Genomic DNA, 14830 nt, shown 5'->3' with positions numbered 1-14830 from the left:
CACCAGCACCAACTAAACCATCTTTAAACCAATATTAGTGTGATTCAATCTTGTAGCCGACGCCCCAGACGGTCTGGATGACCTTTTCCCCGTTAGTCGCGTCTTCAATCTTATCGCGCAAATGGCTCACGTGAACCATGACGGTCTTAGCGGAGACAATGCTTTCCTGACGCCAAACGCGTTCGAAAATTTCGTCAGCGGAGAAGACCCGGTTGGGGTGGCTCGCTAACAGGTAGAGAATCCCGAACTCTAAGGCCGTCAGGGAAATCGTCTTGCCGGCAATCGTTTTAACTTCGTGAGAATCCTTGTTGATGGTCAGTGTGCCAATGTCCAGAACGTCTGGTGCATCGTCGGTCACTTGGTCTTGGCTCCGCCGCAACAATGATTTGACCCGTGCCATAACTTCTAGTGGGTTAAATGGCTTGGTGACATAATCATCGGCACCGGAAATTAATCCCTGAATCTTGTCCATGTCACCAGTCTTGGCTGACAGGATCAGGATGGGAATTTGAGAGTCTTTCCGAACTTCCTTCATGACTTCGATCCCGCTCATTTCAGGCATCATGATGTCCAAAATCATCAGGGCAATGTCCGGCGTGGTGTGTAATTTGGTCAGCGCTTCCTTACCGTTGTAGGCGGTCAGGGGTTCGTAACCTTCGTTTTTAATATAAATTTCGAGTAATTGTGCAATTTCTTTATCATCATCGACAACTAAAATTTTCATAATTGGGCTAATCTCCTTTAACAGCTAGGTAATAACACTAGCGGTCTTCCCCGTAGGTTTACGTCTATTCTAGCAAATAAACCGCGTGGCGTGACCGGAAAACCCGAACCTTTAGTCGGGCGTAAGGCACTTTACCATTCCTTAATCTTACACTATTTGCGGGCGACTCGCCAACCCGGTGTTAAGCTCCAATTAAGTCCTAATCTTCGTTCCGGCGCCTCCAGGATGGTGAAAATGAGAGCGGTTCGCGGTGGGCGCCCGTCTGGAGCCTGGGGACCGGTCTCCAGACTTACTTTGAGCCGAAGAACGCGTCTCAAAGCTAGCAGTTGACTAAGCGGTAAACCGCTAAGGCAACTCCCACGGCTGGCCTCATTTTCACCATCCCTGCGGCTCACACGGGTTTAGCCCGTAATTGGGCTTGCCGAGGTGGCGGGGTGCGCTGCACTCAACGAACCTATAATTTATGCCCATCCCCACCACCAAATTCAGCCAACACCTGTGCCATCGAAACGGTCGACTGGTCCTTAGCATGGTAATACTTGTACACGGACTCAGCTATCAAGGCATCATAGGTGTCTTCAAGTTGTTCAAAGGAATACGTCATAATCAATGTTGACAGCGATAATCCATAAAATTCAGCCATCCGCTGCAACCACACCTTTTCGGCGGCGCTCACCCGAATAGAAATTGTTGCCATCCCACTCACCTCACTTGTTCTGAAGTATACGCCACACCTCTGTCAATCCCAGATTTGGTGCTCAAAAAAGGCTAACCAGAAATTTCCGGTTAGCCTTCTGTCTAATTTAAATTTATACAACCACACAGCCAAATCGCCTGGCTGCGACAACCCACAAACAAAATCGTTGCGGGTCAAACCAGTTGGAGCCGTGAGGGCGGTTTAAAATGGACTCAGCCGTGGGATTTATCACGCGCGTGTGCGTGATAAATGGTGATTTTGAGACGCGTTCTTCGGCTCAAAACAAGTCCCGAGACCGCCTTTCGGCTCGAGGCGTCCTGCCCACCGCGTTCCGGTCCATTTTAAATCGCCCGGTAGGCGCTGCCAAGCTCAGTTTGACCCGCTCCGAACGGTTTTATTTGTAGTTAGGGGCTGCCTTGGTGATTTGGACGTCGTGGGGGTGAGACTCGATCAGGCCGGCGTTGGAAATCCGAACAAATTGTGCGTCGTTGATCAAATCCTGAATCGTAGCGCTCCCAGTGTAACCCATCCCGGAACGCAGGCCACCAACCATTTGGAAGATGATGTCGTTGACGCTACCCTTGTATTCCACGCGGGCTTCGATACCTTCTGGCACCAGCTTGTCAGCTTCATTGACGCCACCTTGGAAGTAACGGTCGGCTGAACCGTGGGACATGGCAGCCAAGCTCCCCATCCCCCGGTAAGTCTTGTATTTCTTACCGTTGTCTTCGATGACTTCGCCAGGCGCTTCGTCGGTCCCGGAGAACATGGAGCCAAACATGACGGCGTTCCCACCGGCAGCGATGGCCTTCACGATGTCACCAGAGTACTTCATCCCACCATCGGCGATGATTGGCTTGCCAAATTCACGGGCCACCTGAGCAGCGTCGTAAATGGCCGTCAATTGGGGCACACCGACACCGGCAACCACCCGCGTCGTGCAGATAGAACCGGGGCCGATACCCACTTTGACCACGTCAACGCCGGCTTCGAACAGCGCCCGGGTACCTTCACCCGTGGCGACGTTCCCGGCAATCAGCGTGGCGTCTGGCAATTGTTGGCGAATTTCAGCGACCTTGCGTAATACCCCAGCGGAATGACCGTGGGCGGTGTCGATGATGATAGCATCCGCGCCAGCTTTAAGTAAGGCGCTGGCCCGGTCGAACGTGTCGGACGTGACCCCAACGGCAGCGGCGACTAACAAATGGTTGTTCGCGTCGACCGCGGCCTTAGGAAATTGGCTAGCATCGTTTTCGATGGCCTTCACGTCAGCGACCATTTGGGCTTGGTCGTCGGCACTCATGTTTTTGTGGATGACCCCAAGGCCCCCGTTACGCGCCATGGCAGTGGCCATCTTGGTTTCAGTAACGGTGTCCATGGAGGCACTTAAAAACGGAACGTTCAGCTTGAGGTTCGGGGCTAATTGGACACTCAGATCGACTTCATTCGGTAAAACGTGGCTTTCAGCGGGTATTAACAAAACATCATCAAAAGTGAATCCTTCTTTAGCAAACTTCGTGTCCCAATTAGACATAGTTGATATCGCTCCTCTTAATTTTAGTCTCAGGCTCGGTTAGGAATCCTGGGAGATATTGTTTCTTAATTTACCAGTCTAGGCCATTCAGGTCAAGGCTTCTCATTGAACTATCATGGAGTAATTAACGGCAGTGATTAAATGGGTCAGGTGACGAACTACTTTAAATCGCATTTATCGAGCCGCCAAATTGCCCATTCACTGACGCAGACGTCGCCAAGCTTTCCAGCCGAACCAGCCCAGCAACACCACCCATGTCAGCGCAGAGAGCCACGCCGACACGCGTTGTATCGTCGTCGCCACGTAGGCCACCCGAATGATGTTGGTCCCCTGCTTGACGTTGGCCAGCAGAATGGCCATTCGGTTCTGACGCAACGGTTGCCGGTGGCCATTGACGGTCACCTGGTAGCCCGGATAGGCCAGATGTGGCAGCTTCAGGCGCCGGGCGCGACGACTCCAGAGACGGTAGGTAAATGAATCCGCTCCCACCTGGCGACTAAGCTGTCGTAGCGTGGTCTTCCCCTTCGTTGGGTTCATCACCACGATAGAATGGGTTTTTAGCGCCGGCATCGCGGGCAATGAGACCGGTTGGACGTAATCCGTGCTAGCCACGTCCGTTGCCACCGTGTGATAGCTCTCGGGTGTGATCGCATTGCTATAGGGATTCTGGAAAAAGCTTACGAACCCAGCCGCATTTAGAATGATGCCCAGGACAACCATGGCCGCCAGTAAAATTCCCCGAACGTGGCGGGTATTTCGTGGCAAGACCAGTACTAGCGCCCGGGTCCCCACTAAGGCAATCAGGAAGCTGGCAATCGCCAGGAAGCGCCAGGGAAATTGAATCGTTCCCAGCACACCCTGAAATAGCGACCACGGGAACCAGGTCGTTGCGAGCCACACAAAGACGACTGCTAACCCAACTAGGTAGCGCTCCACGCCGTTAAATTTCCAGCAGACGCCGAGCGTCAGGAGTAAGAGCATCAACATCAGCCAACCCAGATTGATCTGCCCCGACCCCATTTGATTCACGGCTGAGTTGACCAGAAACGGCCACGGCTGCACCGCGCTGCTGGCCAGTTGAAATTGCATGACGCCGAGGCCCTTCATGTGATGGAGTTGTTCCATCAGTGGTGCCAGAAAGGTCAGATCCAGTAGGCCGGTCGTGACCACCGCTAGGAACAGGGCGCCCAGTCGTTGCTTGAGCCCCGTTCGTTTCAGGAAAAAGAGTCCCAGCGTCAACAGGACCAAGACGGACGCCAAAATCAGGGAGACCACGTGCGTCAGGCCAATCAGTGCCATCCCCAGCGTCAGCCAGTACCACTGATGCACGTCACCGATGGCAATGCTATAGGCCCCGTAAAAGACCAGCGGGAGAAACGCAAAGACGATACCCTCGGCCAAGGCGCCCCGGACGAAGAAGTCCAGCACCCGGTACTGCGAGAAGCTGTAGAGCACCGCCAGCAGTAGGCCCTGGTAGTAGCTACCCAGTACCCGTTGCCCCACGAAGCGGGTCGTGTACAGGGTGAGTAGCGTAATCAGAAATAGAAAAATCGCGTACGCGTGCACCCCGCCGAACCAGACCTGCAGAATGGCCATGGGCAGCAACGTGTACGCCGGGTAAAACAGATTGATTGGGTAGCCCCATCCCTGAAAGGTGGTCGTGGCAATGTGCCCCAAGCCCCAGTGACCCGAAATTACTTGCTGGTAAAGGCCCTGGACGCGGTTTAGGTGAAAGCCCAGGTCATCCCCGAGATAAATCTTCCCCTGCGCCGCCCACAAAAAGAGCCAGAAGAGACTCAGGCAGCTAAACAGGCCCAACTCTAACAGCCAGCGGTACCGTCGCAGCCAATCAGACTGGGACGACCCATTTGCCGTGTCACTTGTTGCCATGTTTGCTTACCCCTTTCGTTCAAACAGCCAGTACTTCACATCGACCTGTTCAAAGACCTGGCGATGCACCTTGACCAGCCGGTAATGCCGGTAGAGCGACTTCGCCAGCTTGGACGTGCCGGGGTTCAGGTTCCCGCTGGAAATGCGGCCGGGAATTTCTTTGTTCCCTTCCCATTCGCGCACGGATTGCTTGGTCGGCGTGTTCAAGACGACCCATTGGACCTGGTGCCGCTGAATCACGCGTCGTTGGGACCGCAGAATCTGGGGGGCCGCCTTCTCTGGGATATTATAATTTTGGAAATAATAGGTGGTCGGCACGGCATCGGCCGCCGTGTAGAAGCCCATGTCGATTGACCCATAATTTAACAGCGTTGGGTGTGCGGACTGCTGGCGCATGATGTTCCCGAACTCCACCTGCGCGGGCTGTTGCGGCTTGCGCGTGCTGCGTTTGGTAATCGCCGCATTGTTCGGAAATAGCCGGGAGACCGTCACGTTGTCATTCACCCCGAGCACCAGGAAAAAGCTGAGTACCAGGGTGCTTAAAATGATAAACGGATCGTCCACGGCTGGGAGCCGAACCCAGCTGAAGAATAGGTTTAGGAAATAAATAAATGGCACCACGAAGAAGGCGAAGTAGACCAACTGATAGTACTGGTAAAGTGAGCCCGTCTGGTAGCCGTAAAGCGCCAGCAGGTCGGTCCCCAGAAAGACCAACAGGTATAGCACCCGCGTCAGGCGGCGTTTCAGAATCGTCCGTTGGAACAGAATCAGCAGCGTGCCACCGACCCCCAACAGGAAGAAAAAGACGTCACTCAGGTAGAAATTGGCCACCAAGATAGTCGATTGAATCAAGTTGGAAAAGAATGACACGGATGAGGTCATATAAACTTTGGTATTAAATAAAATATAGACATTAATAAAGGAACCCAACGACCCGGTCGCCAGGAAGTAGATCAACCACGGCACCGTCGCCAGCAGGAAACCCGCCCCACTCCAGAGGACAAGCTGGCCCAGTAACCGCCACTGCTTTTTGACCAACAAATAGCCGCCATAGGCCAGGTAAAAGGCGATCCACGCCCCCAGCAGGGTGTATTTGGCCAGGAAAACGATCCCGACAAATAACCCCTGCGCGAAGAACCACCACGGACTGACCGTTAGCTGGTGCTGGTCGAGCAGAAAAATCAGGTAGATCAGCGACAGCAATAACGGTAGCGTAAAGAACTCCACCGTGTCCCCGTAATTGTAGTAGGGATGGTAGAGAAACAGCATGGGCGAGAGCATCGCCACCAGAAAGGCCGGTAGCTCGGCTAATTTCATGACCCGGGCAATCTTAAACGTTAAGATCATGGCCGCCACCAGCACCGCGATTTCCACCACGAAAATCAGGATGAAGCTGCGGTGACTGACCAGGTAGGCCAACCCATGTAAGAAGTACACGTAGGGCCCCTTCTGTTCAAAGATGTCCTTGTACGGCGTAATCCCGTGCATCATGGCCTTGCCGACCGTGAAGAAGGCGTTGTTATCCGGCGAGGTGTCGAAGTAATACGCTGGTGAGGTGTAGGAACAAAACGCCATCATAAAAATCCCAATGAACGCGAGTAACATGAAATACTGAGTTTCGTGGCGCTGCATTTTTTCCTTGATTCGTAAGTACACGGACCCGACTCCTTTTCCTAAAAAATGAGAAAAGAAAAGACGTGGTTCTGCCACGTCTCCTCAATGCTTGTTTTAAAAAGCTTTACTTCTTGATGGTAACCTTAACAGTGTAAGCTTTGTAGCCCTTCTTGGTAACAGTCATGGTGAACTTCTTACCCTTGTTAAGCTTCTTAGCTTGCTTCTTGGTCAACTTCAAGGTCTTCTTGCCGCTCTTCTTAACGGAGAACTTCTTAACGGATTGCTTCTTGCTGTTCTTCAAAGCAATGCTTGAACCCTTGGTAGCCTTCTTGATGTAAACTTTACGAGCATTCTTCTTGTACTTCTTGCTCAGTTGAACGCGCTTTGACTTCTTGACAGTCTTCTTAGTTGCTTTCTTAGCAACCTTCTTGGAACTGCTTGAAGCAACGACACTAGAAACACCACTACCGCTACCACTAGTAGCTGCGGCATTGTTGCCGGCAGCGTTAGCAGTCGTAGCAATGACACCAGCAAACGTTAATGCGGCTAACAAACTAAGAACGTAACCAAATACTTTCTTCATGAAAAATTCCTCCCAGATATGTAATTCTAATAAAATCATAAACCGGTTTTATCACTAAATAATCGTAGTTCTTTCAAATGATTCCGTCAAGGGGCATTTTCAATTATCTTGGCAATTAATGTAAGCCTAGATAATTAAGTCTAAAAATGGGTAACTGCCCGTTGAAGACAGCTACCCATTGGTTACGTATTTATTTAGGAAATTAAGCCTTGATCGTGTACTTGATGGTGTAAGGCTTGTAGCCCTTCTGCGTCACCGTGACCGTGAAGTAGTGCTTGTTCTTCTTGGTGCGGTTCAACTTCTTGGCTTGCTTCTTACTCAACTTGATGCTGAGCTTCCCAGACTTCGTCACCTTAAGGGTCTTAACGACTTGGCCCTTGCTGTTCTTCAAAACGACCTTGCTACCCTTAACGGCCTTCTTGAACTGAACGCGGCGTGAATTCTTGGTGTAGGTCTTCTGCGCACGAATCTTCTTCGCCTTGGCAACCGTCTTCTTGGCTGATTTCTTAGTAGTCTTCTTGACCGTCTTGGTCGTCTTAGTAGCCGGCTTGGAACTGCTGGTGGCAGCTACTTGGCTGGAACTTGAGGAAGCCACACTGCTGGAGCTTGGGGTTGTTGCGGTGTTGTTAGTGGTTGCTGGGGTTGTAGTAGTGGTACCAGGGTTAGTTGTAGTAGTTCCGGTTGTGGTACCAGTACCATCGCTAGGTTTAGTTGGTGTGGTAGTGCCAGTACCATCGCCAGTACCAGTTGTAGTACCAGCGCCATCGCTAGGTTTAGTTGGTGTGGTAGTGTCAGTACCATCGCCAGTGCCGGTTGTAGTACCAGCGCCAGCGCTAGGTTTAGTTGGTGTGGTAGTGCCAGTACCATCGCCAGTACCAGTTGTAGTACCAGCGCCATCGCTAGGTTTAGTTGGTGTAGTAGTGTCAGTACCATCGCCAGTGCCGGTTGTAGTACCAGCGCCATCGCTAGGTTTAGTTGGTGTGGTAGTGTCAGTACCATCGCCAGTGCCGGTTGTAGTACCAGCGCCATCGCTAGGTTTAGTTGGTGTGGTAGTGCCAGTACCATCGCCAGTGCCAGTGCCAGTTGTAGTATCAGCGTCCTTGTTAGGGTCAACTACTGTGTCACCACCATCAGCGCCAGCAGCTACATCGCTATCACCGTCCGTACCAGTCTTATCGGCTCCCGTAGTGTCAGTAGTTGTTTCCCCAGGAGTAGCCGTTGCCGGTTTATCAGAAGTTGCGCTGTTTGTCACAGCAGGCGTGCCAGTTGCAGAACCATCATCCGCAGCATTTGCAGACGTTGCCAATGCCCCACCAAAAGTTAAGGTGGCAACCAAAGCTAAAGCATATCCATAAACTTTCTTCATCAAATTCCTCCTAAAATATGTAAATTTCAATCAAGCCAGTTGTGGTGTTGATTACGCCTCCACCCTAGTCCCGATTTATAGAAACATCAAGGCGCCATTTTTCAAGATTTGACCCCTAACTAAAAACAAGTTTATACATGAAAAAGGAGAAGCATTCGTGATATCAGAATGTTTCCCCTAACAAATATATTCATAAAGTGGATATTTCTAGTTACTTAAAGTAAGCAAGAATTTCAAAAAAAGCGTATGAATCAGTGAACTACTTGCCACCCCACCAAACTACCGAAAGTAAGCGCGCAAATCTGAGTGACCAGAGGCGGGTCAAGGTTCCCAGCTGTGTCGATGGTCTTAGCTGAGCGATTTTTCTCAGCTTAGAGCATGGGGCAACCTTTGAGACCGCTTCTAAGGCTCAAAGTTGAGGTGAAAGCCCGCCCCTCAGGCTGAAACCGACCCCACAGCAGGGAACCTTGAGCCCGCCGCCGGGAACGGAAAAATTTAGCCAACCTTACTTTCTGAAACGTGTTCCCCAAGGCAGCTGGTTCCGCTTAACCCCACTAAGCAAACGACCCAAGTTCGGGGTCATTCACTTAGTGACGTTAATACTCACCAGCTAACCGCCTTGACTCACACTCTTATTTTCGTTCAAACAACCAATACGTCACGCTCACCCCTTCAAACACCTGCGTATGCTTCCCGACCGGCAGGTAATTGCGGTACAGTGTCTTGGCTAATTTGCTAGTGCCCGGGTTCAGGTTGCCGCTGGTAATGCGGCCGCCACCACCCTGCCACTCGCGAACCGTCTTGCCGGCTGGCGTGTTGAGGACGACCCATTCGACCTTGTGCTGGCGAATCTGATCGACCTGTGAGCGCAGAATCTGGGGTGCCGCACTCTGAGCAATGTTGTAGTTCTGGAAGTAATACGTCGATGGCACCGCCCCGGAGGCCGTGTAGAAGCCCATGTCGATCGACCCGTAATTCAGCAGCGTCAGGGGCAAGCCACTCTGCCGCATGTAATTGCCGAAGTCCACCTGGGCCGGCTGTTGCGGCACGCTGGTCGTCTCCTCAGTGACCGACGCGTTGTTGGGAAAGACCTTCGAGTTGGTCACGTTGTTGTTGACGCCGAGCACCAGGAACCAGCCAATCACCAGCGTCGCCAGGATGGCAAAACTGTCATCCCCATTTGGCAAGCTCAGGTGGCGGAACAGCAGCTGGCAGAAGACCGCGAACGGCAGCACGAAGCTCGCGAAATAAATCAATTCATAATACTGGTATACCGCCCCAGCCTGATAGCCGTACAGGGCGAACAGGTCGCTGCCCAGCGTCGCCACCAGGTAAAGTCCCCGGGTAAAGTTACTGTGGAAGACGCCGCGTTCAAAGGTCACCACCAGCGTCCCCACTACGCCCAGCAGGAAGAACAGCACGTTGCTCAGGTAAAATTGGGACACCAACGCCATCGACTGAATCAGGTTGGCGAAGAAGGCCACCGACGAGGTCAGGTACACCTTGGTGTTGAACAGAATGTAGACGTTGATGAAGGCGCCCAGGCTCTTGGTCGCCAGGAAGTAGACTAGCCATGGCACCGTCGTCAGCAGGAACCCCGCCGCACTCCAGCCAATCAGTTGGCCCAGCGCCCGCCATTGGCGTTTGACCAGCCGGGTGACCAGCATCACCAGGTAAAAAACAATCCAGGCGCCCAGCAGCGTGTACTTGGACAGGAAAACCACGCCGACCAGCGCGCCCTGCGCGAAGTACCACCAATGGCTAACGGTCAGGTCGTGGCGGTCCAGCAACAGAATCAGATAAATCAATGAGAGCAGAAATGGCAGCGTGAAAAATTCCACGGTATCGCCGTAATCGTAGTACGGGTGGTACAGGAACAGGACCGGCGACAACAAGGCCGTCAGCAGCGCCGGTAACTCATGGGCGTCCAGCAACTTGGCAATGCGGTAGACCAGGTACATCGCGGCCACCAGCGTCGCAATTTCATACACGAAAATCAGTGTGAAACTGCGATGACTCACCAGGTAGGCTAGCCCGTGCAGGAAATAGACGTACGGGCCCTTTTGCTCAAAAATGTCCTTGTAGGGCACGATGCCGTGCATCATGGCCTTGCCGACCGTGAAGAAGGCGTTGTTGTCCGGCGACACGTCGAAGTAGTAAGCCGGGGAGGTGTACGAACAGAAGGTCATGATGAAAGCCCCGACAATGGTAAACAAGCCAAATACTTGGGCGCTGCGCTTATGCAGCACTAATCTAATGCGTTCCATAATGGTTGCCCCTCCCCATTAGTTCGCTTAACAATCGATCTGACGCCATAAGAAAAGACGCGGTCACCCGCGCCTTTTCACTAGCAAGCTAGTAAATCTTAACCACGACTTCGAAAGCTTTGTAACCCTTGGCCTTAACCTTGATCAAAAAGCTCTTTTCACCCTTGGCTAACTTCTTAGCTTCCTTCTTGGTCAAGCGAATGTCGAATTTGCCATTCTTCTTGACCGTGCACTTCTTAACTAATTTGCCCTTGCGAGTCAGCAATTCAATCTTTTCACCCTTGCGACCCTTTTCCAGGTAGAGAATCCGGGCATCCTTGCGGTAGTGCTTGCGGAGCTTAACGCGCTTGGACTTCGCTAAAACTTTGGCCTTAGCTGGTTTTTGCAATGGCTTCTGCGATTCTGAAATTGCGGAAGAGCTGCTGGCGGCTGAACTGCTAGCGGCGGATTCGCTGCTGGCAACCGCACTGGAGCTGTCGGACGCAATGATTGCGCTGCTTGAGCCCGCACCGGCGCCGGTATCTGTGCCGCCCCGTGGCACGACCAATCCGCTAGCCGCGGCATCGCTACCTGAACTCCCACTCGCCGCATCCGCACTACTCCCGTCAGCGTTCGCGGTCGTGGCAATCGCCCCGGCAAAAGTCAGCGCCGCAACCAAACCTAAAACATACCCAAAGATTTTCTTCATAAGAAATCCTCCCCGAGATGATGACATATTTTTCGTCGAACTACTCTCTAGCTCGATTACTTGTGAGCATCATAGTGCCATCGAAAGAAAGGGTCAAGCATCCGTCTTTCACGTTTCACTAGGAAAATGAAAGTGCGACTGTAAATGGCGTCAGGCCTTAAGTATCAGGCGTTTGCGGCATCCTTAGTGCCCCGTGGATTTTGTCTAAGGGGGTAAGACACTCACGCGCGACGTCGTTTAAAACCTGTCGCAAAAATCTTTTTTCACTTAGGTCTGCTGGCTTACTAAACAAGCGCCCTGGGTTGTCTTTTGCCTAGTTGCGGCTGGGACTGATTTGCGCTAAATTGCTGCCTGCGGCTGCCGGGTGCTCCACCGGCTGTGGGGAACGGTTCCAGCCTGAGGGACGGGCTTCCACCTCGCTTTGAAACCTCGCCCAGCCCGCAAGTTTCCAAAGTCGTCCCGTGCTGTAAGGCCGGGCAAGCCCACCCGGTCTAACACCACCGACACAGCTGGCTCCGCACCCGGCCTCCTCCGGCTCTTGGTGGATCGTTCGCCTGACATAGTGAGTGACCCCAACATGTGTTGCACAAACAACTTGCCTCCGGGATAGTGAAAATGGATTGGGACACGGTGGGCACATGTCCGGAGCCACAGTATGGTCTCCGAACTTACTTTGAGCCGCCAGGACCGCGTCTCAAAGATAGCACTTCCCTAAGCGGCCAAGCCCACCACTAAGGGAAGTCCCACGGCTGAACCCATTTTCACCATCCCTGCGGCTAGTACAGTTTTGGCCCTATGTCGGTTTTCTCTGGCACAGTATGTGACACTCAGTTATACACGCTTTCTGAGCTCCGATTGGTGGCCACCGTAAGAACAAAAAAGCGCAGTCGCAAGCGTGACCGAAGATAGTCCAAGGTCGCCAATTGTGCCGATGGCATTAGCTGAACGATTTTCTCAGCTCAGGCCATGAGACGACCTTTGAGATCGGCGCAGAACAAAACAAAAACGAGCAAGCAATCCCAATCTGGAATCCCTCACTCGTTTAACTGATTTAAGACGATTAAGTCCGTCTCAACCATCATTTATTTAGTTAGCAAGTCCAGCCACCCTAGTCGGCGAGCGCAAACACGCACCAACCATCTCCCACCACAAAATTCGTGGCGGGTTCGGGCCAAACCAACGTTGTCAAAGAACCGCAACATCAGCGACCGGAGGCGGCCGGGGCTCAGCCGGGGGATTTACGGTGCGCAGCAGCGTAAATGGTGACTTTGAGACGCGCTTCTCAGCGGCTCAAAGCAAGTCCGGAGACCGCTCTTCGGCTCCGGGCGTCCTCCCCCCAGCGTTCCAGCCCCAGGACCGCCGCAGGGAGCGACCAGCTCCCGCACGTCCTAATCACTAAACCAAACTAGGTTTTACCCGAAGAACCCGCCACGAATCTTGTAGGTGCGGCGGAGCCAGTACATGAGGGCAATAGACACAACCCCCAGAATGATACTTGGCCAAGGCATCAGCACAGGGTTGATGACGCCAGGTAACAGTTGGGCAGCGTAGAACAGAACCATCCAGACGATGAACCCTAACAGCACGAACAAGGCACGAATCCAGCCATTGTACTTGTGCTTAATCTTAGGATCAAACAGCCGTGGCATGATGGGCAAGATAAACCCAGCCACAACGGCACTCACTGTGATCGCCGTAATCCCAACGGGTTGGCTACTGGTCATCAATTTGGGACTGAAGAGGTACATGATCCCGAACATCAAGTTAAAGATCATGAAGAACGTCAACGCGTTGTAGATCATGTTGGGCCAGTAGTTGGGGCCACCGATAACGGCCGTGGCCGTTACGGGGCCGTCAACGACCGCCTTCACGCGAGCATCGACGTCGCCGTAAATGTTCTTGGCGGTCTTCCCCGACTTTTGGCCTTCAACCAGTTCATTGACCATGTCTTGAACGGCGCTAGCCTTCTTTTCTGGGCTCAGCTTGGTCTTGTCTAAGGCCTTGTTGAACCGGAACATGTAGTCCGCGTTACGCTTGGTCAGCCCGACGTTGTCGAAGGCCGCCCGTTCGTTCACGGCCACGCTATTGCGGTCCTGACGAACACCGGCGTTACGCGGCGTTTGCTTGTTATCACTCATTTATAGTTGTTTCCCTTCTAAACGTTGAACCGGAATTCGACGATATCGCCGTCAGCCATCACGTAGTCTTTCCCTTCGACCCGCAGCTTACCGGCTTCCTTCACGGCAGCTTCGGAACCGAATTCGTCTAAAGCATCAAAGGCCATGACTTCGGCCCGGATAAACCCACGCTCAAAGTCGGAGTGGATGATACCAGCCGCTTGAGGGGCCTTGGTGCCGGTCTTAAACGTCCAGGCACGGGTTTCCTTACCACCAGCCGTAAAGAACGTTTGCAGGCCTAAGAGGTGGTATGAGGCCCGAATCAGACGGTTCAAGCCAGGTTCTTCAACGCCTTCGGCTTCCAAGAAGTCTTGCTTCTCGTCATCGTCCAATTGGGCGATTTCTTCTTCGGCTTCGGCAGCCACGGCAATGGCTTCGGCGCCTTCCTTGGCAGCGTAGTCCTTGATGACGCCAAAGTACTTGGAGTCTTCGGGGTCAGCCATGTCGTCTTCGGCAATGTTGGCCACGTACAGGACGGGCTTGGAGGTCAAGAGGAACAGACCCTTCACGATAGGTAATTCGTCTTCATCAAAGGCAATCGTGCGGACGGCCCCACCGGCTTCGAGGACGGGCTTGATCTTTTGCAAGACGTTCAATTCAGCCTTGGCTTCCTTGTCGCTCCCCTTGGCAGCGCGTTCAACCTTAGACAACCGCTTGTCAACGGCGGCTAAGTCGGACAGACCGAGTTCCAGGTTGATGGTTTCAATATCATCAATTGGGTCGATCTTCCCGGAAACGTGGGTGATGTTGTCGTCGTCAAAGGCCCGCACAACGTGGACGATGGCGTCGACCTGGCGAATGTTTTCCAGGAACTGGTTCCCGAGACCTTCACCCTTGCTGGCACCCTTAACGATCCCGGCAATGTCGGTAAACTCAAACGTGGTAGGCACAACTTTTTTCGCTGGAATTAGTTCTTGAATACGGTCTAACCGGCTATCTGGGACTTCCACCATGCCGACGTTTGGGTCGATCGTGGCGAAAGGATAGTTAGCCATTTCGGCCCCAGCCTTTGTAATCGCGTTAAATAACGTGGACTTCCCAACGTTTGGTAGCCCAACGATCCCTGCAGTTAATGACATAACAATTATTCACTCTTTCCATTATTGGCGTCGGCCTTGACCAGCACCTTTTTCAATTTCTTCTCAAACTCACGGCGCGACAACATGACAACGTGGCCGCAGTTGGTACACTTGATCTTAATATCCGCGCCCATCCGGGTAATTTCCCAGCGGTTGGTGCCGCAGGGGTGGGCCTTCTTCATTTCTACCAAATCACCTAAATCGTACATGG

The 14830-nt window shown here is 52.7% G+C and carries 12 protein-coding genes; all 12 read right to left on the bottom strand.

What is annotated here, in order from left to right; translation table 11 throughout:
• Positions 1–34: 34 nt before the first annotated feature.
• Complete coding sequence (croR, locus tag JUF22_RS05435) at positions 35–724, bottom strand: response regulator transcription factor CroR (protein WP_125763821.1); 690 nt, start codon at positions 722–724, stop codon at positions 35–37.
• 454 nt (positions 725–1178) lie between these two features.
• The gene (relB, locus tag JUF22_RS05430) at positions 1179–1421 is read right to left on the bottom strand and encodes a type II toxin-antitoxin system RelB family antitoxin (RefSeq protein WP_203644273.1); all 243 of its coding nucleotides are present in this window, start codon (positions 1419–1421) and stop codon (positions 1179–1181) included.
• Between the two features lie 394 nt (positions 1422–1815).
• The gene (gene guaB / locus JUF22_RS05425; protein WP_125763826.1) at positions 1816–2955 is read right to left on the bottom strand and encodes an IMP dehydrogenase; all 1140 of its coding nucleotides are present in this window, start codon (positions 2953–2955) and stop codon (positions 1816–1818) included.
• Positions 2956–3153: 198 nt separating this feature from the next.
• A complete protein-coding gene (locus JUF22_RS05420; RefSeq protein WP_203644271.1) occupies positions 3154–4845 on the bottom strand; it encodes a putative glycosyltransferase family protein in 1692 nt (563 codons plus the stop codon).
• 6 nt (positions 4846–4851) lie between these two features.
• A complete protein-coding gene (locus JUF22_RS05415) occupies positions 4852–6501 on the bottom strand; it encodes a glycosyltransferase family protein (RefSeq protein ID WP_203644269.1) in 1650 nt (549 codons plus the stop codon).
• Between the two features lie 82 nt (positions 6502–6583).
• Complete coding sequence (locus JUF22_RS05410) at positions 6584–7042, bottom strand: histidine biosynthesis protein HisIE (RefSeq protein ID WP_125763833.1); 459 nt, start codon at positions 7040–7042, stop codon at positions 6584–6586.
• A gap of 202 nt (positions 7043–7244) precedes the next feature.
• The gene (locus JUF22_RS05405; RefSeq protein WP_203644267.1) at positions 7245–8408 is read right to left on the bottom strand and encodes a hypothetical protein; all 1164 of its coding nucleotides are present in this window, start codon (positions 8406–8408) and stop codon (positions 7245–7247) included.
• A gap of 632 nt (positions 8409–9040) precedes the next feature.
• Positions 9041–10675, bottom strand: coding sequence for a glycosyltransferase family protein (locus JUF22_RS05400; RefSeq protein WP_236000722.1), 1635 nt, complete (start codon positions 10673–10675; stop codon positions 9041–9043).
• Positions 10676–10763: 88 nt separating this feature from the next.
• Positions 10764–11363 (bottom strand): hypothetical protein, encoded by a 600-nt coding sequence (locus JUF22_RS05395; protein WP_203644265.1) that lies wholly within the window; start codon positions 11361–11363, stop codon positions 10764–10766.
• 1412 nt (positions 11364–12775) lie between these two features.
• Positions 12776–13501, bottom strand: coding sequence for a DUF1129 domain-containing protein (locus JUF22_RS05390; RefSeq protein ID WP_203644264.1), 726 nt, complete (start codon positions 13499–13501; stop codon positions 12776–12778).
• 17 nt (positions 13502–13518) lie between these two features.
• Positions 13519–14619 (bottom strand): redox-regulated ATPase YchF, encoded by a 1101-nt coding sequence (ychF, locus tag JUF22_RS05385; protein ID WP_203644262.1) that lies wholly within the window; start codon positions 14617–14619, stop codon positions 13519–13521.
• A 5-nt stretch (positions 14620–14624) separates the two neighbouring features.
• Positions 14625–14828 (bottom strand): DUF951 domain-containing protein, encoded by a 204-nt coding sequence (locus tag JUF22_RS05380; RefSeq protein ID WP_125763845.1) that lies wholly within the window; start codon positions 14826–14828, stop codon positions 14625–14627.
• Between the last annotated feature and the right edge of the window lie 2 nt (positions 14829–14830).

The organism is Levilactobacillus lanxiensis, assembly GCF_016861655.1.
GTDB classification, from domain to species: Bacteria; Bacillota; Bacilli; order Lactobacillales; family Lactobacillaceae; genus Levilactobacillus; species Levilactobacillus lanxiensis.
This window is presented reverse-complemented; position numbering and strand designations above follow the sequence as displayed.